Annotated in this window: 18 protein-coding genes; 7 read left to right on the top strand and 11 right to left on the bottom strand. The window is 32.3% G+C overall.

All coding sequences use genetic code 11. The features are described 5' to 3' along the window. Positions 1-16: 16 nt before the first annotated feature. Positions 17-1,189 (bottom strand): PD-(D/E)XK nuclease family protein, encoded by a 1,173-nt coding sequence (locus tag LX95_RS07595; protein WP_111540851.1) that lies wholly within the window; start codon positions 1,187-1,189, stop codon positions 17-19. A 458-nt stretch (positions 1,190-1,647) separates the two neighbouring features. Between LX95_RS07595 and LX95_RS07590 the strand changes: the two genes are divergently transcribed. The 7 genes from LX95_RS07590 to LX95_RS07560 all read left to right on the top strand — a co-directional run bounded on the left by LX95_RS07590 (position 1,648) and on the right by LX95_RS07560 (position 6,460). Continuing rightward, positions 1,648-2,292 (top strand): hypothetical protein, encoded by a 645-nt coding sequence (locus LX95_RS07590; RefSeq protein WP_111540850.1) that lies wholly within the window; start codon positions 1,648-1,650, stop codon positions 2,290-2,292. Between the two features lie 92 nt (positions 2,293-2,384). Beyond that, complete coding sequence (locus tag LX95_RS07585) at positions 2,385-2,591, top strand: hypothetical protein (protein WP_111540849.1); 207 nt, start codon at positions 2,385-2,387, stop codon at positions 2,589-2,591. A gap of 349 nt (positions 2,592-2,940) precedes the next feature. Then, positions 2,941-4,317, top strand: a complete 1,377-nt coding sequence (locus tag LX95_RS07580; protein WP_111540848.1) for a hypothetical protein — start codon at positions 2,941-2,943, stop codon at positions 4,315-4,317. A 264-nt stretch (positions 4,318-4,581) separates the two neighbouring features. After that, positions 4,582-4,920 carry a thermonuclease family protein gene (locus LX95_RS07575; RefSeq protein WP_111540847.1) on the top strand — a complete coding sequence of 113 codons (339 nt, stop codon included), beginning with the start codon at positions 4,582-4,584 and terminating at the stop codon, positions 4,918-4,920. Between the two features lie 2 nt (positions 4,921-4,922). After that, a complete protein-coding gene (locus tag LX95_RS07570; RefSeq protein WP_111540846.1) occupies positions 4,923-5,609 on the top strand; it encodes a hypothetical protein in 687 nt (228 codons plus the stop codon). Between the two features lies 1 nt (position 5,610). Then, complete coding sequence (locus tag LX95_RS07565) at positions 5,611-5,928, top strand: DUF6804 family protein (RefSeq protein ID WP_111540845.1); 318 nt, start codon at positions 5,611-5,613, stop codon at positions 5,926-5,928. 1 nt (position 5,929) lies between these two features. Beyond that, a complete protein-coding gene (locus LX95_RS07560; protein ID WP_111540844.1) occupies positions 5,930-6,460 on the top strand; it encodes a thermonuclease family protein in 531 nt (176 codons plus the stop codon). Between the two features lie 35 nt (positions 6,461-6,495). Here LX95_RS07560 and LX95_RS07555 read toward each other — a convergent pair whose 3' ends face one another. The 10 genes from LX95_RS07555 to LX95_RS07505 form a co-directional block, all read right to left on the bottom strand. Next, complete coding sequence (locus LX95_RS07555) at positions 6,496-7,218, bottom strand: hypothetical protein (protein ID WP_111540843.1); 723 nt, start codon at positions 7,216-7,218, stop codon at positions 6,496-6,498. Between the two features lie 1,772 nt (positions 7,219-8,990). After that, complete coding sequence (locus tag LX95_RS07545) at positions 8,991-9,275, bottom strand: DUF6804 family protein (protein ID WP_111541148.1); 285 nt, start codon at positions 9,273-9,275, stop codon at positions 8,991-8,993. Next, positions 9,271-9,804 (bottom strand): tellurite resistance TerB family protein, encoded by a 534-nt coding sequence (locus LX95_RS07540; RefSeq protein WP_111540841.1) that lies wholly within the window; start codon positions 9,802-9,804, stop codon positions 9,271-9,273. Before LX95_RS07540 ends, LX95_RS07545 begins: the two co-directional genes overlap by 5 nt. Before the next feature lie 12 nt (positions 9,805-9,816). Further along, on the bottom strand, positions 9,817-11,580 hold the full coding sequence (locus LX95_RS07535; RefSeq protein WP_111540840.1) for an AAA family ATPase: 1,764 nt from the start codon (positions 11,578-11,580) through the stop codon (positions 9,817-9,819). Beyond that, positions 11,581-12,126, bottom strand: a complete 546-nt coding sequence (locus tag LX95_RS07530) for an SH3 domain-containing protein (RefSeq protein WP_111540839.1) — start codon at positions 12,124-12,126, stop codon at positions 11,581-11,583. Positions 12,127-12,139: 13 nt separating this feature from the next. Beyond that, entirely contained in the window at positions 12,140-14,668 is a 2,529-nt protein-coding gene (locus LX95_RS07525; RefSeq protein WP_111540838.1) for an Hsp70 family protein, read from the bottom strand. A 10-nt stretch (positions 14,669-14,678) separates the two neighbouring features. Next, positions 14,679-15,638: a hypothetical protein gene (locus tag LX95_RS07520; protein ID WP_111540837.1), complete on the bottom strand. Its 960-nt coding sequence runs from the start codon at positions 15,636-15,638 to the stop codon at positions 14,679-14,681. A 7-nt stretch (positions 15,639-15,645) separates the two neighbouring features. Next, a complete protein-coding gene (locus LX95_RS07515; RefSeq protein WP_111540836.1) occupies positions 15,646-17,148 on the bottom strand; it encodes a hypothetical protein in 1,503 nt (500 codons plus the stop codon). Between the two features lie 1,041 nt (positions 17,149-18,189). After that, on the bottom strand, positions 18,190-19,590 hold the full coding sequence (gene hemN, locus LX95_RS07510) for an oxygen-independent coproporphyrinogen III oxidase (RefSeq protein ID WP_111540835.1): 1,401 nt from the start codon (positions 19,588-19,590) through the stop codon (positions 18,190-18,192). 232 nt (positions 19,591-19,822) lie between these two features. Next, the gene (locus LX95_RS07505) at positions 19,823-21,625 is read right to left on the bottom strand and encodes a hypothetical protein (protein WP_170116592.1); all 1,803 of its coding nucleotides are present in this window, start codon (positions 21,623-21,625) and stop codon (positions 19,823-19,825) included. Positions 21,626-23,233: the final 1,608 nt, after the last annotated feature.

Here is a 23,233-nt window from a genome sequence, read left to right as displayed (position 1 = left end):
GAAAAAAGTAGTGAGATTAAGCGGTTTCTAGCTCTGCTTCTAATTTTTTGAAGATAGAAATAAAACCTTTCTCTTCTAATTTTTCTGCAATATACTCTCCTAAATTTTCTATTTCAGATTCTTGTAAATGATACTTTTCAATTGCGAAATGTGCGTAAGCTTTATTTGTAGAGGTATAAAAACTATCACTAATGAGTTCCTTTTCTTGATCGTTAAATTTAATTTTCCCGTAGACCTCTTTATTTTTTAAAGCTTTTCCCTTAAGCTCTACAATTAACCTGATTAAATGCTCTTCTTCTAGTAAGCCATGGTAACTTATAGTAAACATAAGGTCTTTATTTTCTTTATGTTCAAAATAGGTAATCCGCTTTCCTAAATTTCCTTTAGACTCATTGAGTTTTACATTTAATTTTTCTTTTTCTGTTAAGATAGAAAAGCTTTTCTTGATTTCTTCTTCAATATATTCTCTAACCTTATTTTTATAAGTGACTAATTCATTAATTTCTTGTTGAAATTGATAATAAAAATTTAAGTTTTTTGGGTTCATTACAGGTGCGCTTAAGTTGATAATATTTTGATGAAAATCATTTAAAAAAGTTATATATTTAGGTGTTGCCTCTACCAGATAACTTCCTATATTATTATAGATTTTAGCAAGTAACTCTACGTGAGTAAGGTTAATAAAGTGAGGATGATCTATGTATGGTTTAGGTTGTAAAGTTAAGACGATTCCTATTTTATTTTTACTTTGCTTTTGGGTTGAGCTCCAATAATCTTCCAAATCATTTGCTAAGAAATGATATACCTTGTTTTCAATAATAATGGCTGCACCTGTAGACTCTATTACTAAATCTATTCTGCCGTTCTTAAGTGTAGTTTTTTGAGTCACACAGGTAAAACCCGTATCAAATCTTAATTCTTTTTTTTGTTGTGTGTTTGATTCTATATCTCCAATTTTCTCTTGAATAAGTTCTAAAAGTGATTGTATAAAAAGATCATGAAAATTATGCTCTTCATTTTCATCTAAGAAAAAAGCATACCAATTAGTAAGAACATCTTCATAATGCGGTTGCTTAGCTATCCCAAAAAAAGTTTGTGGTTTTCCTCTTAGCTTAGGGATATCATTTTCAAGTAAAAACTTTTTTAAATCTTCAAGTGTTTTCTTTTTTTTATTTAACTTTTTCTTCATAAAACTTAGGGTTTATTTATTTGACTTAATCCTAAAACTGTTGATATCATACTATACTTAAATGGTTTTTAATAAATAAGAAAGATCTTATAGGTATTGCTACACAACATCAATACTAACTAAACTAATTGATTGCTGTTTACGGGAAACCATATTTAAATTTATAATCTCGACAGTATTATGCTGAATAGAGTTACAAACAGCCATTCAAAAATCAATGTTGTATTGGCCTAAAATAGTTTTATGATGAATCTCATATATCTATTGCTAAAAATTTAAACATAGATTTCTACCTCTCCTCTACTATCTTGTCAAAATTGATCATAGGGCTATTTTTATTTCTCATCAAAGATCGCTTCTCACTACTCAAATTCAACACATTACGGTATTCCGTAAGGATTACTTCCTAATATTTTAAATTTTTACAAAAACAAATATTCATTAAATATTAGAAGCTCATGAAAAAAATTTTACTACTCTTCGTTATTAGCCTTATCGTTTCTTGCTCTGGTCCTTTAGATAGAGAATACAACGAAGATATGCTCGAAGAAGACGGGAAAGCACTAAAAGAATCAGGTTTAAGTGAGGAGGATACTCAACTGTTGGCAGGTTGGATGATTCGTGCAAAATTTAAAGATATCGACTTAAAAGGAAAAACGTATGGAGAAATTTTAGAGGAAGCTAAAGACTACAAAAAAGAAGAAGAAATTTTAGCTAAAAAAACTAAAAAAGAAGAAGAGGAAAAGCGACAACGCTTAAATACAGCACTTACCTTAGCTATGTACGATAAAGGTTACGAAAAATATAATTATGAAGAGTATTTAACCTATAGTCTTGCTTTTGAAAATAAAGCAGCTCAGGATATAAGAGCTTTTACAGGTACATTATCTATTCAAAATCTTTTTGAAAAAGAAATCAAATCCATTAGTTTAACTATAGATGATCCTATTCCTGCTGGTGAAACTTACAAAGGAACTTACACCACTGATTATAATCAATTTAAAGATGAAGATAATATACTTAAATCTAAAGACTTAGATGATCTTATCATCGTATGGACTCCTGAAAAAATAATCTTCACAGATGGTACTAGCCTAGAATAAATGGGCTTAAATAAATGAGTTAATTACGGTTAACCGTAATTAACTCACTATCAAAACATTTAATTTTCCACCTCATTCTAAAACCATTTCTTATGAAAACTTATTATGTAAATAAAAATGCACAAACAAACGGCGATCACGAAGTACATATCGAATCGTGTAGCCACTTACCCAATGATAAAAATTTAATTCTTTTAGGAAAATACAGTAATTGTGATAGTGCTGTACAAAAATCTAAAGAATACTACAATCAAACTAACGGTTGTTATTACTGCTGCCTACCCTGTCATACTTCTTAAAAATCAAAAATCTAAATTTTGGATTTAAGAAAAATAAACTTGGTAAAAGCAATACACATTTGCAATTTACCCCAGCCAACGCATCATCAAATACTGTAAAAGAGAATTTCTTGCCAACGCTCACTTTCTAGCAAGCATTTAAACTTCGGAAAAACCAAGCAAGACGTGGAAAGCTAACTTAAAACAATGTATAAAAATATTAGCGATTTTAACACTAAAACGAAAGTAAGTAAATATAAATAAGGTCTCTGTTTAACCGAAAAGTTAGTGCTTTTTAAACCGCTACTATTACTAGACCGTTGGCATTTATTTAAAAAAAATTAAAACCAAACAAAATAAGAAATAATTAATGGGAACATTCGGAAAAACATTCACGAGAGAAATTGGAAAAAGTACAGGAAAATGGGTTAGCAATAAAGTCTTTGGAGATGGACATGCAACACCTCACAAAATAATTCACGCACGAGAAAGAGAAAAAGCAAGAGTTGAAAGAGATAATGCACAAAATTATAGAGTGCAACAGAAAGAACTTGAACGTAACAGACGGGAACGTGATAAAAGGTTGGCTCAACAAGAGAAAGCAATGGCTGAAAGAGAAAAACAGCAAATGATCGAGTCCAATAATTCTGAAGTTGAAGACCACAACAATTATATAAATGTAATTCAGTCGGTTCACAAAGATTATTCTAAAGAAATGAATTGGCAACAGATACTTGAAAGTGAAGAACCTGAGTATGTTCAAACTTCGAGCGAACTAAAGAAGGAAATAACAAAATTCACAAATGATTATATAGATGACCAAATCACAGAAGCAAAGGGAAATTCTAAACTTTCATTAGCGAGATTAGTTATTGGCAAACTCTATGAGAAAAAATATTCTTGGATTTTTAAAATTGCAAGCAATAAAACATTTTTTGTAATAACAGGACTTTTATGTTTAATGGGCGCAATATATTCTACATCATTGTCCGGGTTTTCAAAATACTTTATTTTAATTCTTTCTGCTATTATCTTTATGGGAGTGTATTTAATTAAAAAAGGTGCAAAAGATTTTAATGTTGGTGTCGCGCTTGAAGATAAAATTGAGGAACTTGAATATAGCAGATCAATATTGATTAAAAAAAATCTTACAGAACAAGAAGAATTACACCAACAATATTTAACCGAAAAAGAAGATTTTAAGAAGGTTTTGGAAATTGCAAAAGGAATTGAAAGTAAAAATTCACAATCTTATACTTATGCAATTAACTTTTTCAATCCTTTTAGGGATGTAAATCAATACGGTTCTGATATTTCTTTTACCGTTAATTCAAATTCAATCAACGTTGACTACTTCGTGCATAGTGAAGAAGTGATACCTAATACCACAAAAAAGACGATAAGAAAAGGTGTCGAAGTTAAGGAAGAACAAATGCCAACTTCTCGATTTAATGAAATTTATCAAGATTACGTTTGTAGTTGCATATTAAGAATATCAAAAGAAGTCTTTCAGTTATTGCCAGTAATTGATAATGTGCAAGTAAACGCTAAAGGTTCAGTAATGAATACTTCAACGGGAAATCACGAAGAAAAAACAATAGTTTCTGCAAAAATCAATCGCTCAAAATTAGCTGAATTGAATTTTGAATTGCTTGACCCTTCTGATAGTATGTCTAATTTTGAACATAGAATGGACTTTAAGAAAATGGACGGCTTTAAACCTGTCGATGAATTCATTTTTGTCTAAATTGGAATTTTTACAATTTTGGGTTTTAAATATAAGTTTGGAGAAATATTTGTTAAAAAAACTATGCTCAAAAAATACTGTGGTGAAAAACAAGTAAAAACTAATTAATTTCTCATTAAAGTACTTCTACGAGAATCATTATAAAGGAGCCCTGATTTTGCTATGGCAAAAGTTTATTTTAATAGCTTGTTGTATACTGTAATTAAAGCCAATTTCTTGCACAAGTCTTCCTCTTCCTGAAACAAACGCTCATGAAATGACTAAATAATAACACGTCTGGAACATATTGATTGTCCGGAGAAAAAACAAGCATTTGGTGCTAAGGCAAAACAATTCACCTCAGATTTTATTTTTCAACAAAATGCTCGTGTGGTTTCAAAAGGAAAAAAAGATAGATGGGGAAGATTAATTGCTGTGCTTTATAACGAACAGGGTAAAAGCCTTAATAAAGCGATAGTTGAAAATGGTCTGGGTATGCATTTTAAAAGGTTTTCATCTGATATGTCTTATGATAAGCTTGAGGCTAAGGCACGCCGTAAAAAAACTGGAATGTGGAGTGATCCGAACATAATTGAGCCGTGGACTTATAGAAAAAAGAGATAATCATGATAAAAAAAATAATTTTGTTGTTTACTATTATCGCTTTTACAAGTTGTGAAAGTGAAGCAGATAAAAAGAAACGTGAGGCTAAAGAAGAACAGCAAAGAATTGAAATAGAAGCCCAACACCAACAAGAAGCGGAAGAACTTGCATTTCAAGAAGAAAAAGACCGTATAGAACGTGAAAGACGAGAAGAAATTGAACGCATAAAGCGCGAAGCCGAACTTGAAGCACAAAGAAAAAAGCAAGAACTTTATGATAAGTACATAAATAAATCCTTATATACAGGCTCTACACCTTATTCTTATTGTTTTGGAAGAAATAAATCTTGCTCAAGTTACGGCTGTTCACAAATAAAAGTGAGAACACCTTCTAATTCAGATGTAGTAGTTACAATTAAGAAAAATAACAAAGTATTTAGACACGCTTATATAAATGCTGGAAGTCAATATACATTTGAATTTCCAAATGGAACATATCAGGCGTTCTTTTACTATGGTAGAGGATGGAACCCTAATAAAGTTATGAAAGAAACTGATTGCGGTACTCTTAAAGGTGGCTTTATTGCTGATGAACATTTTGGAAAAGATAGTCCTCAAAGTTTAAGTAATAATATTTTAGAATATGAACTGATTTTACAACAAAACGGAAATTTTAGTACACGCCCAAGTAATTCTGAAGAAGCATTTTAGAATGAGATATTTAGAACCTATTTTAAAAATTGCTTTAGCTGTATTATTTTTTGTTTGTCTATTGGATATGCCTTATGGATATTACGAATTTGTGAGGTTTCTTGCATTAGTAATTTTTGGTGTTTTTGCATATAAGGCTAATGTTCAAAATAAGAATACTGCGGTAATCATTTACGCCAGTCTTGTCCTACTCTTTCAACCGTTTTTTAAAGTAGCTCTTGGTAGGGAAATTTGGAACATTGTAGATGTGATCGTTGGAATTGGACTTATTGTAAGTATATTTATAGACTTTAGTGCTGACCAAAATAAATGTAAATAAAATGACTTATAAGTTTATTATTTATGGCTTACTTTCATTAATCATAAGCTGTAAAAGTCCTCTAAATACAAAAGATTCCACTACTTCTGGAATCCAATACAAGGGAGACTCTATTTATCATTTAAATGGAAAAGTATTACGTGTGGTAGATGGCGATACTGCAGAAATGCTATATAATAATGAACTCCCCTTAATGATTCGTTTTGAACATATCGATGCTCCAGAGATTAGAGGAAATCAACCCTATGGAATAGAGGCAAAACAGGTATTGGAAGAATTGTGCTTAGGGCAAGAAGTTACTTTAATTACTCGTGCAGAATTTGATATGGGTGGTAGAATTATTGGGGAGATTATAAATGCAAATGGTATCAATGTAAATCAAGAAATGGTAAAAAAAGGTTATGCGTGGCATTTTAAGAAGTACTCTAAGAATACTACCTATGCAACCTTAGAAAAAGAAGCTTCCCAACATAACTTAGGTTTATGGAGACTTGAATCTCCTATGGCTCCTTGGGATTTTAGAAAACGCTAGCATAAATAAAACTTTCTAAATGCTTAAATGTTTGGCTATTTCAGATCATCTAAATCTGAAGAACAAATATACTTATCAATCATATAATGAGTGATCTTTTTAAGAGTCTTCCCTGTTTTAGGATGTAAACCAGGAGCTGTAAAACATTCTAGTGCACCCTCCTTACTTTTACCATACCATACCATTACATCACCTTCTGCCGAGAAAAAACGAGTATCACAATTCACCTTTAATTTTTTAAAGTTGTTGAGATTTTCTTCGTGATAGATTTCTAGCATACCAGCCTTATAAATTTTCGGATCAAAATTTACTTCCTCGTAATGATCTTCATTCCAAATCATCCAGCGCTGCTCTGGATGTGTCCAATAAGCAACTATAAAAAAAGTAACACATAACAAGATAAGTGCCAAAACCCACGAATATTTTTGATGCGGCTTAAGTAATTGAAATTTAGATTTTTTTATTTGTAGTGGGGTCTCTTTTAAAAACTCCTGATAAGACTTATAATTTAAATAAGCACAAAGTCCAGCTACTACCTCAGAATTAATCTGGATATCATCTACTTCTTCTAATTTTTTTACAGCATCATTATAATAATTACGGTAGGTTTTTTCACCTAAATGAAAATCACTGACCTCTTTCACATAATCTGAAAGCAGTTCAGCTCTTTTTTGTTTGGAAGGCTTTTTTATGCCTTGTTGCTCCAATTCTACAAACGCCTTTTCAAAAGCTTTAATGATTAAGTATTTATGTGCCATATTCTTCCCTTCAATTTTTTATTACTGACTTGGAAATCTGAATTCCAAGTATTTTCCAAAACTCTTCCAGCTAATTTCCAGATAGTTACATCATCATTTTTTTTATTTGTCTTGTCTATGATTAGTGCCTTATCGCAGAGGCTTGCGAAAATCATATACAACTGCGTGATTAACGTAAAAGGCAAAGTAGAGAAGTATTTGCTCTTTGCTTAATCACGCTACTTCTCAACAAGAATAGAGACGTCCTGTTCTTACCTACCATTCTAATAACCACCTAAAAAGGAGGAGGATGGTCCTATGTCTAATCTTTAATTCAAACAAAAATGAAAAAAATATATGTAATAGTAGTTACGGTTTTCCTCAATATCACTTTATTTTCATGTACACCCCAACAGATGGATGAACAACAAAATCCGAGAGCAACAAAATGTTGTGATGAAGAAGGAGATATTCCTCCTACAGTGATCGATAGTACTCAACAAGGAGGCTAAAATAAATACGCTTATTTAAATTTAGGGGAATGGTAAAAATTTACTGTTCCTCTTTTTTTTTGCTGGAAGTAGTATATTTTAAAACATACACCTACAGTTAATAAAACATACCTTAAAACCATTACACCTATTGAAAATTATTCGTGAAATCAGCCTGCTCGTCTGGCAGGTTTAAAGTGAAAAGGGCGTAAAATTTTAGGCTGTTTGGGGCAAGTGAGTTCCTAAAATTTAGATTTTGAACAATAAATTAAACCGAGATTCATAAGCTTCTACATTTATATTAGTGATGAGATGTCAGATTTATATTTTCATGATCAAGATAGGTGGACACTCCTCACAATCGATTCGTGTAAATATTCTTTTTCATGAAAATCTATGAATAAGAAACCCAACTCCTTTTTAAACAGATTTCTCAGTCGTGCCTTCTTCGAAATGACAAGGATGAGGAGGGTTAGGAACTCAAGACTGGTTCTCGATACAATCCCCTCAATTCCATTTCGGTGATCACCTGCCCGACTAGTCATTCAGGCGGGCTCGAACTGACATTGTTTACTGGATTAAACAGGATGAGATGCTGAGTCAAGCTCAGCATGACGTTTTTGTAAGTTCAGCATGACAGCAATTGTTGAGAGTCGAATTGAACTCCCTTGGATGTTAGATTTAAATCTAAATTTTCAAGTATAGTCTATGTGGCATATCGAAGATATTCTGTGAAACCAGCCTGCTCGTCTGGCAGGTTTGAAAATCGATGGTCGTAAAATTTTAGGCTGTTTGACCGCAGGGAGTTCCTAAAATTTAGATCTCGGTTGATAAATTTAAGAATAGTTTCGTAAGCCTAGACCTTTTTGTTACTTTTTCCGGCGATGGGAAAAAGTAAAGGATATAAATAAAAAGCAATGCATTATTTGATCCATGCTTATAAAATAAAACAAAATAATAATAAGATTTCTCAGTCGTGCCTTCTTCGAAATGACAAGGATAAGAAGGGTTAGGAACTTAATACTGGTTCTCGATACAATCCCCTCAATTGCATTTCGGTGATCACCTGCCCGACTAGTCATTCAGGCGAGCTCGAACTGACATTGTTTACTGGATTAAACAGGATGAGATGCTGAGTCAAGCTCAGCATGACAGTAAATGTCGAATGTCAAGAGTTGAATTGAACTATTTGAAATGCTCTATTTAATTCTAAGCATTCAAGTATAGTTTGACGTAGCCTATCGAAAGTTGCCCTTTTGTTTATATATTAAATATAGTTTTTATTACGGCTAAACAATAATTTCACTTTTTAAATATCAGATTTACAATCAACCCAATGCCAACTATTACATCTACAATATTCCAAATTTCCCTTCCCAGTGTTATTTTTACAAAGGGTTGAAACAATAATGCTAAACTAGCGTAAATAATCATTTCAGTTTGTATTTTCTGCTGACTTGCATGATAAGCTAAAATTCCAAACCCTAATAAAGCTATAAATCTCACAAATTGGTAAAAACCATAAGGCATATCCAATAAGCAAATGAACATTAAAACAGCTAATATTATTTTTATTATTGTTTCAATCTTTTTCATTATTCTCTCTCAAATTCATTAAAATATCATCATCAATCAGTTCAAATTTATTGTAACTGTGAGTATCAAAAAAGTCTTCTTGAAGCTTTGACAAATAAGATTCACTAATTATATCTTGTTCTAAATAATCTTCAAAGTCTGGATGTTGTTCAAGAATTGGTCCGTCCTCAATGTTTAATTTTGAACGAATGACCTTAAAGAACTTAATTTCGCTATATTCAACTTTTTTGTCTGCTTTAATAGTATCAATGGCTACTTCAATTAGCTTTAATTCGTTTTCTTCTGATAATTCAAAATTGGTAAGCTCTATAAAGTAACTTTTTAAAAATTGACGCCCGTTTTTATTTATTGCAGCTAGTAGAATATCTAATTCTGCTTTTAGATCTATTTCACCAAAAGTTTTGTTTTCGCTGTGTAACTTCTTGATCAGTTTTATCTCATTTTTATCAATATCTCCATCACAAGCCATACAAGAAAACGCTGTCTTGAGTAATAGTTTGTCAAAATTTACTGTCTTCATATCTAATTATTCTTAAAACCCGATTCGTGATCGGTTGTTAGTATTTTCTGATAAACCCTCCATTTGTGCACGAAGAGTAATATAACCATGTAATTCTTTAAGAGAAATTGAGGGTTTATTACGTTCGATAGTCTCTAGCAAAATTTCTTTTGAAATTCTAGATTTAAGTTTAAGTGCTTTTCTTGATGCTTCATCACACAAAAATTTGATATCACTTGAAACATAGTTTTCTGTAGCGGTTGATAAAGCTGAATAATCTAAACCAACCTCTCTTGGTCTGTTTTCTAAATACAGTTTAAACATTAACTCACGTGCTTCAAAATCTGGTGGTGGCAAATAAATTACTTTGTCTAAACGTCCTGCTCTTAATATTGCTGGGTCAATTGAATTAGGTCTATTTGTTGCTCCAATAATAAAAACGCCATCATCTCCACAATTATTCGTTTGTGCCAAAAACTCATTAACCACACTTGTATTCATATGATTTACACCAGTATTATTTCGGTTAGGAACTACTGCATCTAATTCATCTATAAAAATGATACTTGGGGCATGTTCACGAGCTTCGTCAAAGAGTTTTTTAATATTTTCTTGTGAAGCGTTAACAAATTTACTTTGAATATCAGAAGGTTTTATTTGATAGAAATTAAATCCTATTTCTTCTGCCATTCGTTCTGCAAAAAAAGTTTTTCCACAACCTGGTGGACCATATAGTAACATCCCATTTGGAATCGTTAGACCATACTCTGCATAACGTTTTTTATCATTCAAGGCGTCAATAACATCTAATTGTATCGTTTCTTTTAGCTCTTGCATTCCTGCAATTGCATTAAAACCCTGTCCGTTTTTTATTTCCCTGATTTTTGGTTTGGAGACTTCTTTTGCTTCTGAAAGTTGTTGTATTTCTAATTCTCCGTTAATAGCTTGAATAAACTCTTTAACGCTTTTAAAACGATTTTCTGTATTCGGTTGTAAAGCTTTAGTTATGCTCTGTTTTGTTAGTTCATCTATATTCCTTTCAAATTTTAAAGTTTTTTTACGTTCTTCCAAAACAGCATCTTCTAATCTTATTATATCTGCTTTGTATTTAGATATTTCTACAAACCAAGGTGGTAAACCTTCTAATAAATGATAATACAATGCGCCTACAGAAAATACATCACTTTGAACTGAAAAAATTTTATTAAAGCTTTCATTTGCTTGATAAAAAGGGTTTAAGCCATCTTTTAAAAAGTCTTTGTTAGATTGACTTATATAGCGTGCATAACCTAAATCTATTATTCTTGGCACCGTTACTTTACCTGATAAATCTGTCATTATATTCAGATTCGTAATATCATTATGAATGATTGGGTTTTCTAGATGATGTAAATAATTCAATCCATTTAAAACGCCTGAAATAATATCTTTAGTTTCATATAAATTAAGCGTATTATCTCGCTTCATTTTATCGGCTAATGTTTCACCGCTGATAAAATCGAGAATTACAAAAGCATATTTTTGATTTTTTAAAAGCAACTCACCACTATCGCGGTACTTAACCAAGTTAGGGTGATTTATCTTCTTTAAAACTTCAATTTCTAAAATATTACTATTTTCATCAAATTGGGTTCTATCCAATTTTGAAAATGAAAACAGTTTTAATAATTTAGTTTTCCCCTCTGGGTCTTTGACTCGATAGGTTTCGGCATAACTTCCTTTTTTTAGAAAGAAAGTTACTGTGTACTTCTCGCCTATTTTTTGACCTTTGGATAATATGTTTTGTGTATTAATCATCTAATTTCTAGTTGTTGAAATATAGAAACTCCATTCATATTCAAAGCTATTTTTCATCAACTCGGTACCATAGTCAGGTAACACTCCAGGTGCAGAAGCTCTGTAAGAATATGAACCAGAAGATAGTGTTAAAGTCTTTCTCTCTTTTGGAGAAAAAGAATATAATTTATCGTTTAACTTTAAGGTTAAAGTTTTAACTGTATTATTAAAAATTTTAATGACTGGTTTTTCTGAACTAGTTTTCCCTACTGGTGTAAAGATTCCATCTTTATTTTTTGGCAATATTCTATCGAGTTGAACAAAACTCGAATGAACAAAACCTTCTTTGTTAGTGTCAATATCTAAAACTTGATAAAAACCATTGATTTTATCTTTAGAGATAACAAATAAGGCTGCTCCCCTTGGTAAAGAAGAAATAACCTTGCAAGTAGTATTTGACTCAGTTCTAAAGTTTACTTGTTTAGTTACATACCCCAAATAGCTTTGAGCATTTGAAACTGTAATTAAATTTAAAAATAAAACCAACGTTAATATATATTTATACATTTTTTTTTAATTTTTAGCCGACTAATACTGAATCATCTCCACTTGGTCTTTCATTATTTGGTAACATATCGTAAAGTGAAATTAGAATTTGTCTTAATTCTTCTTTATCTGGGTTGTTTGCTATTTTATCCATTCCTGAATTAACCAATTGCCTTGCTTTAGTAGGGTTATTCCAAGAGTAACTACCAAAATTATTATTGAAGTTTTTAATCATTCCCATAAATTGATATATTTCAGTTAGCTTAAAAAAGAACATATCCATTTCTTCTAAAAGTGCAGTTCCAATTTTGACATCTTGGGAAGGGATAACTTGATCTAACTGGGAACGAAATTGATTTACTACTTGTGTAGTCTTTTCATTACCTAAATCAGTATTGGCTTTTTCTAATTTATAAAATTCTTCCTTTAAAGTTTCTTCCAATTTTGGCCATTCTGTGGTGTCGTTGAGTTCATCAATTGTTTTTAACGACTTTCTTAATTCATTCAAAACTTGGTCTTTATTTCCTTCCTTATCTGCATCAAACAATTTTTCAATCCCCTGTAATTCACTTTCAATTTTTTGAAGTTTCATAGTATCAGAATTCCCTTCTTCCTTTAACTCTATTAAACTTCCTTTTGCTTTTCGAATTTCATTTTCTAACGAATTTGCATCTGTGGCTTTTGTTGTACTTTCAACTTCCGTTTCGTGGGTAAAATCCAAATAAGGGAAATAGGCGGTAACAGTTATTTTTTCTGACCTATCAATGTTTACAGTTAAGTCTACATCACTGTTTTCAGGTAATAAAGAAGGTAATTCAAGACCAGTAATTTTTATAGTGTTAACGTGTTCATTATAAATAGCTCTTGTACCTTCTGAAGCGTGTTCTCCTTCATAAACTGGTATTTTAATGAAATCGGAATCCATTCCTGGTCGAATTTGTTTTTGAGTTTTCAATCCATTCTTTGTTCCAATTGCAGGAATTGATTGATTTTTTTCCAAACCTTTGATAGTTTTGAAACGCACTTTTCCTGTGGTTCTGTCTTTTAATTCTATTCCAACATTATACGGCAAAGTGGCACTACCAATTTTTGAACCTTGAATGACACTAAAACTTGAGGGTTCACTTTCTAAAATATCTCCTTTGTCGTTATATAAAACAACATCAAAAATATTTGTTTTGCCTTCGTTCAATTGAATTTCCACAATTTCGCCAATAGTATTTATTTCAATTTTCCCACTAGACCAAGCTTTATCTCCTCTTGTAACTTCAGCAAATACTTTTTCAGGAATTTCGCCTTCTGTTTTGTCGGCTAAAATTTTAATTGGTACAAATTCTTCCGTTTCTACAGTTGAAGATTCGTTTGCTATTTCTAACTGAATTTTAGTTTTATCTCTTGTTTGTTCTCTTACTTCATCTGAAATATTAACCGTTGAAGCATACAAAGCTGCACCTTTTGAAACTACAGTCATTGGGTCTGCACTTGTATCAGGTTTACAAATTTGTGCTTCTAACATTTTGCGCAATACAGGAGAAAATGTCGGTCCACCAACAAGTATTAAAGAATCTAAACATGATCCTTTTAAATTATTTCTTTCTAAAAGATTGTTGCTAACGTCAATAGCTTTTTGAAAAACAGGCGATAGCGCATTTGATATGTCAGTTTGTGTAACAGTAATATCTAATTCAAATTCTTCTCCTTCATCATCTTCTCCAGGAATATCTCCTAAATCTGAAAGTATATTATGTGTATCATTGAACGATAGTTTTATTTTGGTTTCTTCCGCATAAAATTTCATTGAATTTCGAAGTGACTGTTTTTTTGCATCGTCAGCTAAAATGGAATCAATAACAAAATTTTCTTCTATATATGGCAATATGATTTCATCTACAATTGCGAAATCTAAGTTTTTACCACCAAGATAGTTATCGCCTTCGGTATCAATCACTTTCATTATTCCTTCTTCAACTTTTAAAAGTGCTGCATCAAAAGTTCCTCCACCAAAATCAAATACAAGCCAAAAACCATCTTTTTTATCTTTTGAACTCTCAAATAAACCATAAGCCATAGATGCGGCAACAGGCTCTTGTAATAATTCTATATGGTCAAATCCTGCTAGTTTTGCTGCTTCTCTTGTTGATTCTTTCTGATTGTTTTTAAAAGCTGCTGGAACTGTTATAACAATTGAATTGACGTTTTCATCTTTAACAAAAGACTTTAATGTTTTCAATACCTCTGCCGATAATTCTTTAGAACTTAATTCCTTATCTAGATTAGAGCTTGAATAGGATTTATCACTTCCCATTGTTCTTTTAAATTCAATGAAAGCATTAGAATTTTCAGAATTCCAATTTTTCATTGATTTTAATCTATCACGTTTTAGAGCATTATAAGCACTATCTCCAACTTGTATTGCTTTTTTCTTATTTATATAAACACACGAAGGCATTGTGTCTTTTAAAGTGTCTGTTTTTTTTATGGTTGGTTCTCCATTTTCCATTCTAGAAATAGCGGAATTAGTTGTTCCTAAGTCAATTCCGTAATCAATTTTTGTTCTTGCCATTTTCAATGTTTTATGCTTCTGTAACTTCAATTTGTGCTGTTTGAATCATAGTTCCCCTATAATTCACTTGCGGTTTTATTATTCTGGTTATTAACCTTTTTCCTTCTTCAAAATCTTCATCTTGAACAAAGTTTACTGTTGCTTTCATTCCTTCATTATATTCTCTACCTAGCATTTCAACTAATTCGTAACCGTTTGAAGCAAAGTTGTCTTGAATACGTTTAACAGAAGAGTTTAACTGTTTTAAACCTTTTGTGCTTTCATCCATTCTGCTTAAATTCTTTTGTATTCTTATAATTTCATCTGCCACTTTTAACGCTAGAAAATGGTCTGCTTTTTCATTTGCTGTTGTGGGCTGTACTTTGGTTTCTTCTTGTTTAAGTTTTAGTTGTGTTTCTAAAACTTCAACTAATTTGTTATCCAATTTCACACTTTCTTCTTCTAATGAAGCTTTGGTATTTCTGATTTGAGTTTCCACATCAATCTTACTTGATTTGATACGTTTGCCCAATAACCAATACACCAAACCACCTAATAAAAGAGTTACCAAAGTGGCAATGATCCAATACAAACGGTTTTTGTCTAAACTGCTATCCAATTCAGTAATTTTAGAATTTGCGTTTTCTCCAGTTTGTTTAATTTTAGTTCCTAATTCTGTTGAATTAGTTATAATATTTTTACTATTTGAAGTTATATTCTGGTGATTAAGCGTGATAAGTTGAGACAGACTATCATTGAGTGCTTTTAAATCTTGATTTTCATTTTGAAGCGAATTAATAGATCGGTTGTGTTTACCATTTATAATTTCTTGACTTTTTAATCTTTTAGTCAAATCATCTATTTCTTGCCTTTGTATAAATACATTATTCTTTATTGTTGGTATTTCTTTTACCAAAAGTGAATCTTGTTGCTGTTGTGCAAAAAGATTTGATGCTCCAAAAAAGAGTGTTATGAGTATAAATTTCTTCATATTTTTTTTAATTACAGGCTTTGATTAAAATGATAAATAATATAATACCGCCAACCCATTTTAACCAACTAGGAATACCTTCATCATTCGAATAATGGGTGGAAGCTAATGTTCTTGAGGAAGTTGTTTCCCTCGTGGTCGAGCTACTTGTTTTGTTTGTTGTTTTCCAGTATTGCAGGTATTCAATACTGCTTTTACGAGAATAACTGAGTTTATCTAATATAAAGTCAACTAACTCCTTATACTCATTTACTTTAGAGGCATTTTGAACATTCTTAATTTTTCTAATATTATCTCTCGGTATGGTGTTTTGAAGGAGTTCTATTGCTTTATCCCAATCAATAGAATTTCTTATCAGCTCAGTAACTTTAGACCAGTTTATAGATTGACCATACCCCATAGAGGCTTGTTGTTCTTTTACTTGTAGTAATATTTGCCTTTCATTATTTTTGTACGCATCTTTTATAGATTTTAGCAAATCAATTGCTTGATTAACCTCTTGGTCTTTCATATCTGCAAGAGTTGCTAGACTATCTTTTGCTCTATCTTTCGTTAGTTTTCCGACAGCAATCGAATCAGCTAATTTTGTTAGTTTCTGAGATGATTCAAGATAGTTTTCATTAGAATCAATTTGAAGACTTTCATTAAAATAATCTATTCCACATTGCAGGATTTCATTAGCTAATTGGTCTGCAACTGTCTTGTATGTTAAGTCGCTAGTACCGAGTAATGATTTGAGAAGTGTTAAATCGTCTTTCGTATTGGAGTAGAGTTTTAACCCAAACTCATAAGCATTAGCTTTGTTAGCTTTTCGGCTTTTTTTGCAACTCTCAATTTGGTTTTCGATTTTGTGTAAGGGTTCTTCTGTAAATTTTTTAGAAAGGTATTTTTGAGTTGTTCCATTACAACCGCTGAACAATTGTAAAGTTTCTGAACTTGAATACTGGTTTTTAAACTGTCTAAGCAATCCATCAATTAATTTTTCAGATTGTTTTTGTGGGTTAATTGTAAAAGTTTCGTCTGCCACAGAATGAACAAAATTTTCAAAATATTCCGACTCAATTAGTTTTATTTTGGCTTCTATCCCTAATTTAATATCGAATGTATTACTGCTTAAAATTTTGTATGTTCCTAAATTATTGAATGAAGAGAAATTTTTAACGTTTACTTCTTTGTTGTTGGTTATCTTTTCCCAAATCTCAACCGCTTTTTCTGCATCTCCATTTTTTAAGTATTCAATTGCCGTACTGTCAAAAGGGTTTTCATTTAAAAACCAAAACAGAGCGAAGTTTACCTTATCTTGGTTTTGTTCAATAGTTGAAAATGCTTTATCAATGGAATCTTCCGTTCTGTTTATACTTTCAAGAATTTGAAAATCATAATCAGATTTAATTTCTTTACCCACTTTTACATAGGCTTTTATCTTAGCTTTTTGCTTCTGTAACTCTCTTGCTGTCGCATTAGATAAAATTCCTGCAATTCGATAAGGATTATTATTTATTAACTCCATATTTTTTTAGATGGTTTCAATTCCTTAAAAATACTTTTGATTCAACTACTTTCATTACGGCTTCCCGTAACACAATAAATTTTTCAATTTGAGTGTACTTATAAAACCCTCATGTGTTCTTCTATAATTTGTATGCATTCAATCTAAATACAACCTTAATAAACAGTTGGTATTCTAAAGTGAGAATAAAAAGCTTCGTTTTGATATGTTTCAATAATAAATCAGCACTCATTGTTTAATGTTTTAATCTTAGTGGGTTAAGCTGAAAAATCCCAGAATTTTAAGAGGGTTGGGAAGATTTATAATTGAGTTAGGACTTAATTATGTATTGTGGGTAAATACGTAAAAGAATAGAGGTAAAAGAGTAGATATGAGACTTAACTTTGAATATGACCGATAAAACTTAGTACACTCCTCACAATCGATTCGTGAAAATGCTTTTTTTGAAGAAAAAGCTATGAATAAGAAACCCAACTCCTTTTTAAAGAGATTTCTCAGTCGTGCCTTCTTCGAAATGACAAGGATGAGTAGGGTCAATATAAAATGAGATGCTGAGTCAGGCTCAGCATGACGTTCTTGTAAGTTCAGCATGACAGCAATTGTTGAGAGTCGAATTGAACTCCCTTGGATGTTAGATTTAAATCTAAATTTTCAAGTATAGTCTATGTGGCATATCGAAGATATTCTGTAAAACCAGCCTGCTCGTCTGGCAGGTTTGAAAATCGATGGTCGTAAAATTTTAGGCTGTTTGACCGCAGGGAGTTCCTAAAATTTAGACCTCGGTTGATAAATTTAAGAATAGTTTCGTAAGCCTAGACTTTCCTGCCCGTACCGGTCGGGCGGGTTTGTTACTTTTTCCGGCGATGGGAAAAAGTAAAGGATATAAATAAAAAGCAATGCATTATTTGATCCATGCTTATAAAATAAAACGAAGTAATAATAAGATTTCTCAGTCGTGCCTTCTTCGAAATGACAAGAGAGTTGAATTTTGAATTGCAAGATTTCTCGATTCCACTTCTTTATAATATCATTAAAAGATCCTTACACCGTCATTGAAAATAGCTGAGTTTCGGGTTTCTTTCGCTTTAAGCGCAAATCAAAAGGCATACATACATTTCTTACATAGGCCTTCCCCTTATTTGTGATCAAAAGTTTCTGGGATTCAATGCTAATTAAGCCATCACGTTCGAGCTCTTTAATCTGTACCAAAACATTGGGTAGTTCTTGAAAAAATTGGTTATTATTCTCCCACGAGGTTTCAAAATTACACATAAGGTTCAGAATATGTCGACGAATAGTGAGGTCTTCTTCTGTCAATATATGACCACGCACTACGGGTAATTCACTATTACGCAATAGCTCATAATACTCTTTTAAGGTCTTTACATTCTGTGCAAAGCCATGCCAACTGTCGCTTATAGCAGAAACACCCAAACCAATCATAACATCCGTTTTTGAGGAAGTATAACCCATAAAATTACGGTGAATGTTACCTGTTTGTTGTGCCTTGTAGAGCGCATCGGTTTTAAGTGCAAAATGGTCCATTCCTATTTCTACATAGCCTGCCTGCAATAACTTTTTCTTACCTATCTCATATTGCATTCGTTTTTGTTTTGGTGAGGGTAAATGTTCTTTGCTATAACCACGCTGACCGTTTCCTTTTATCCACGGTACGTGCGCATAGCTGTAAAATGCGATGCGGTCTGGCATCAATTCTATGGTCTTGTTAATGGTATTGATGACGTCCTCTTGAGTTTGAAACGGAAGTCCAAAAATAATATCGTGTCCTACGGATGTAAACCCCATTGCACGCGCATCTATTGTGGCACGTTGTACATTTTCAAAAGGCTGAATACGATGTATCGCCTTTTGTACCGTCTCGTTATAATCCTGCACTCCATAACAAACTCTTTTAAATCCATTACGGCTGAACATTTTAAGATGTTCCTGTGTTGTATTGTTAGGGTGACCCTCAAAACTAAATTCAACTGAATCAGCCATATCGGCAATGTCAAAGATACCAATTAATAAGTCTTCCAGATTGTCAGCAGAAAAGAACGTGGGTGTTCCTCCTCCCAAATGAAGTTGCTGTATTAATGGTCGATGGCCAATGATTTCGGCATACATTCCCAATTCTTTTAGTAAAGCTTGAATATAGGGTTTCTCGACCAAATGATTTTTTGTAATGCGCTTGGTGCAGCCGCAAAACGTACACATACTCTCGCAGAATGGCAAGTGAATGTATAAACTGATACTTGGTCGTTTTTCGCTTAATTGACTGCGTTCAGCACAGGTTCCGCGAAAGCCTAATCCCCGTATCAAACTCTCTTTCCATCTCGTAACCGAAAAACTGTCCTCATCCCAATAAGGTACCGTGGGGTAGCTTGTATATCTCGGACCTGGAACATTGTATTTTGAAACTAAATAAGCATCACTTTTCATATCAACCCATATATGTTATTGAGTGGCAAATCTAGTACGTAGAGGCATGGTATTTTATGACTTAAGTCAGCTTTACCAACAAACATTACTGACTTATAAGATTCATATCTCTTACCAACATGCATTCGAATTTATTATATTTTTTAATTAAATAATTTGAAAATTCAGGAGTAAGACACGCTATAAATAACACATTTTAAACCTTAAGAATATAACCTTTATAATCAAAAAATTATACTAAAACAGGAATTGGTAAAGCCTTGAGTTGCTCTTTATAGAATAACAATTCTTCTTGAACATGGGTGTATTCTGAAGATATATGGGTTTGAAATAATTGTTGATAGTAATCAATTCCACAACTCAGATTGTTTTTAAATGCTTGCCATTTCTTGATATGTCTAGCCGTAATGTCTTCGGAAGTATCTTTTATTTCATTTTTTAGGTAGCTTATATACATTTTTAATTCGTTGACAAACATATGAGAACGATTCGTGGGTGCGAGAACAGAATCATTGCCATAAATATGTTGAATCATTTTCGCTAAGGATATCTTCTTATCAAAATAAGCAATATTAGGACCCGGACAAATCACTACCCCTTGTTGTTGTCCTTTTATATCCATCTCATGTTCCATATAAGAGGCGTTGGCTAAACCTACACACAAACATGCTTTTTCGTTGATGATAGCTTTTTCTTTCTCATACCAGCTTGAAGAGACCTTATCCTTCTTAGCTTCTAAATCTTGTAATTTTTCTGTCTGATATTTTTTTGAAGCGGTACAAACCCCTTCAGGTCCGAACTCTTTACTTAAGGCAAGGTATTTTTTAGGGCACGAACTTCCTGCTTTATTAGCGTCTATACGCTTTTGTTTGTGGTATTCGTTGGTGGTCCCTTTTATGGTATTAAATGGAACGCCTAAAGGTGAAATATTGCTTAAATACAAATCACGCTCCTTAGATTTGGCTAGTAAATTACGGGTATATGGGTCTACCGAAGTTGCTTCTGGAACCAATAAAAACGGAGTTCCCCAGCCTACGGAATCTACTTGATAGCTATCTTGTAAAAATTTATGTTCTGTGGCGGTTCCTACCCCTCCTTGCACGGTAATCTTTAAATCTAAATGATGTATTGGGGTTGGATATTCTTTTTGTCCTAAAGCTTTTACTAAAAGAGCGTGCGTTTCTTGTATTAACGCCTCCTTTTTATTTTTAAATTCTTCTAGAATTGGTCCCAATAAAAAACCCTCTGTAGCAAAAGCATGACCTCCACAATTTAACCCAGATTCAATTCTGTATTCAGAAATCCAAAGTCCTTTTTTCGCCAAGAATTTACCCTGAATGATAGCCGAACGATAGTCACTCACTTTAAGGATAATTCTCTTTTTTAAACGTCCGTTACTATCTGGAAAAAAATCTCTGAACTTTTCAAAATAACTGTATAACCTGGGATTCATACCTGCAGAAAGAACTACCGAAGAGCTTAGATTGCTATTAGCGAATCCACGTAATGAAGCATGGGCATCATTAAACTCAACAGGTAATTGCTCCCGATTAGCAAAGTTATCTTTATCTACTTTGGTCATGATGTTGACATCGATTTCACCAGGTATAAGATGATTTTCTAAATAGCTTGCAATAGTAGACTTTGATGTAGGGCTCTCTGCAAGTAAACTAGAAAGACCAGCCTTAAAATTAGACTGATTTGGTAAAATAGTGATCAACTTTTTCAAAGCCGAAGTATTTTCCGCAAGCTCTGTTTTAAATTTTGAGAATTTAAAATTTACGATTTTCCCTACTAAATTGAGATAAGAAGTAATACGCTTGGCGCGATAATCCTGTTCTTTTTTTGATATTTCTTGATAAGGAAAGTTGAACTTTTTGGAGTATAATGCATTCATTTTTTCCATAAGCTCATCGTCAATAATGGAGATGACTGAAGAAATTCCGTAATGAGCAACCCGAATCGGACTGTCTATCGTAAAGGCTAATCCCATGACTGGAATATGAAAGCTATGTATAGGTTGAGATAATTTCATCTTTTTATGTTGAAAATTAAACAGCTACAAATATGACATTTACTATGTTAACAAAAACTGACTTAAATCATAGTTGCTTTCATTAAATAGGAATAAATATCTATCATAAAAACTTGTCGGATGAAGTAGGACTTAGAGTTTATTGATACGATAGAGGGTTTAGATACAACAATACCAACTAGCCTTGCCTATTTTAATTCCTTTACAATAAATACCTCGCATAGCCTTACTCCACTATGCTCGCACTATATCGTGGAATATTGTGGTTAGGACGTGTGAGCGCTCTGGTCTTAGTGTGGACTGGATAGGGCTTATCTATGGGGTATCTATAGGGTAAAGGTGGAGATGAGGTGTATTTTTATCCTTTTATGGATTTTTCATTCCGTTATTAAATTAATAATCGAGCGTTGATTAGGGTTGATTCTATTAAAGAAAATTTATATTTTTATTTTAAGGGTATGGATGTATAGCCCTTTATCCTCTCATTAAGGAAGAAATTTGATTCCCGATTATAGAAAGTAAACCCTTTATTATTTTACTGGAGTTTGTTCATCTTCCACCGAAGAGGTTTTTTCCAGCGATTGGAAAAGTAAAATGATACATTCAAAATAGAAATACTCTTACTTAATAAATCAGTTTCTAATAAAAAAGCTCAACTCATTTTTAAACAGATTTCTCAGTCGTACCTTATCCGAAATGACAAATAACCTGAGCTAGAACAAAACGCAGGGCAGTAAAAATTTTTATTTTAAAACTCAAAATTACTTTTAGAACAATTATAACGAAATCAAAAAATTACTGTCATACTGAGCGTAGTAAAGCGGAGTCGAAGTATCTTTAACTTCAATAAAAACACCAACTCTCTTTAAACAAATTTTTCAGTCGTACCTTCTTCGAAATGACAAGTTTGAGATTTACAGTCCAACCCTTCCTAATCTAAATACAGAAACTTAAACTTCACACTTCCTCATTAAATTCTAGATTACATCAAACCTATTTTACTTTTTGCATTGCCCAAAAAGTAACAAACCCGCCCGACCGGTACGGGCAGGAGTCTAGACTGATTTTCCTGAACTTGAAAATCAGCTAAAAAACTCTATCCTGCGGATAGCAAACCGCTTCGCTAGGCTATCCTCCCCATCCCCCGCTAAGTTTTTTCTTGATTTTACTACGTTCATGAAAAGTAGGTCAATTCTCTTTCTAAGATAAATTTGCATTATTTTAATAATTGAAAAAAAATTTTAGAAAGCATTCGGCCTATCGAAAGTATTCTGTGAAATTTGAAAATCGATGGTCGTAAAATTTTAGGCTGTTTGACCGCAGGGAGTTCCTAAAATTTAGACCTCGGTTGATAAATTTAAGAATAGTTTCGTCAGCCTAGATTCCTGCCCGTACCGGTCGGGCGGGTTTGGTTCTTTTTTGGGCAATGCAAATTGACGTGGGAAATTCACGAGTACCAATTAAAAATAAAAATCAAGGAGCTAAAAAAAATCAAATACCAATGGAAGTTGAACTTTCACTTGTGAGATAGAAATTACATTAATGATTCCTTCATTTTACTCATTCACTTTACTATTACTTAAGTATTCGTGAATCTCTAAAATCGAT

The sequence above is a fragment of the Mesonia algae genome (assembly GCF_003253545.1).
In the GTDB taxonomy this organism is placed as follows: Bacteria; Bacteroidota; Bacteroidia; order Flavobacteriales; family Flavobacteriaceae; genus Mesonia; species Mesonia algae.
The sequence above is the reverse complement of the archived record's forward strand: the minus strand, read 5'-3'. Positions and strand labels throughout refer to the sequence as shown.

What these genes read in the sequence shown, in the direction of transcription:
- LX95_RS07505 (WP_170116592.1), bottom strand. Translation starts at nt 21,625, where the DNA reads ATGAAATTATCTCAACCTATACATAGCTTTCATATTCCAGTCATGGGA.
- LX95_RS07540 (WP_111540841.1), bottom strand. Translation starts at nt 9,804, where the DNA reads ATGAAGACAGTAAATTTTGACAAACTATTACTCAAGACAGCGTTTTCT.
- LX95_RS07580 (WP_111540848.1), top strand. Translation starts at nt 2,941, where the DNA reads ATGGGAACATTCGGAAAAACATTCACGAGAGAAATTGGAAAAAGTACA.
- LX95_RS07535 (WP_111540840.1), bottom strand. Translation starts at nt 11,580, where the DNA reads ATGATTAATACACAAAACATATTATCCAAAGGTCAAAAAATAGGCGAG.
- LX95_RS07555 (WP_111540843.1), bottom strand. Translation starts at nt 7,218, where the DNA reads ATGGCACATAAATACTTAATCATTAAAGCTTTTGAAAAGGCGTTTGTA.
- LX95_RS07520 (WP_111540837.1), bottom strand. Translation starts at nt 15,638, where the DNA reads ATGAAGAAATTTATACTCATAACACTCTTTTTTGGAGCATCAAATCTT.
- LX95_RS07530 (WP_111540839.1), bottom strand. Translation starts at nt 12,126, where the DNA reads ATGTATAAATATATATTAACGTTGGTTTTATTTTTAAATTTAATTACA.
- LX95_RS07595 (WP_111540851.1), bottom strand. Translation starts at nt 1,189, where the DNA reads ATGAAGAAAAAGTTAAATAAAAAAAAGAAAACACTTGAAGATTTAAAA.
- LX95_RS07585 (WP_111540849.1), top strand. Translation starts at nt 2,385, where the DNA reads ATGAAAACTTATTATGTAAATAAAAATGCACAAACAAACGGCGATCAC.
- LX95_RS07515 (WP_111540836.1), bottom strand. Translation starts at nt 17,148, where the DNA reads ATGGAGTTAATAAATAATAATCCTTATCGAATTGCAGGAATTTTATCT.
- LX95_RS07570 (WP_111540846.1), top strand. Translation starts at nt 4,923, where the DNA reads ATGATAAAAAAAATAATTTTGTTGTTTACTATTATCGCTTTTACAAGT.
- LX95_RS07565 (WP_111540845.1), top strand. Translation starts at nt 5,611, where the DNA reads ATGAGATATTTAGAACCTATTTTAAAAATTGCTTTAGCTGTATTATTT.
- LX95_RS07590 (WP_111540850.1), top strand. Translation starts at nt 1,648, where the DNA reads ATGAAAAAAATTTTACTACTCTTCGTTATTAGCCTTATCGTTTCTTGC.
- LX95_RS07560 (WP_111540844.1), top strand. Translation starts at nt 5,930, where the DNA reads ATGACTTATAAGTTTATTATTTATGGCTTACTTTCATTAATCATAAGC.
- LX95_RS07525 (WP_111540838.1), bottom strand. Translation starts at nt 14,668, where the DNA reads ATGGCAAGAACAAAAATTGATTACGGAATTGACTTAGGAACAACTAAT.
- hemN (WP_111540835.1), bottom strand. Translation starts at nt 19,590, where the DNA reads ATGAAAAGTGATGCTTATTTAGTTTCAAAATACAATGTTCCAGGTCCG.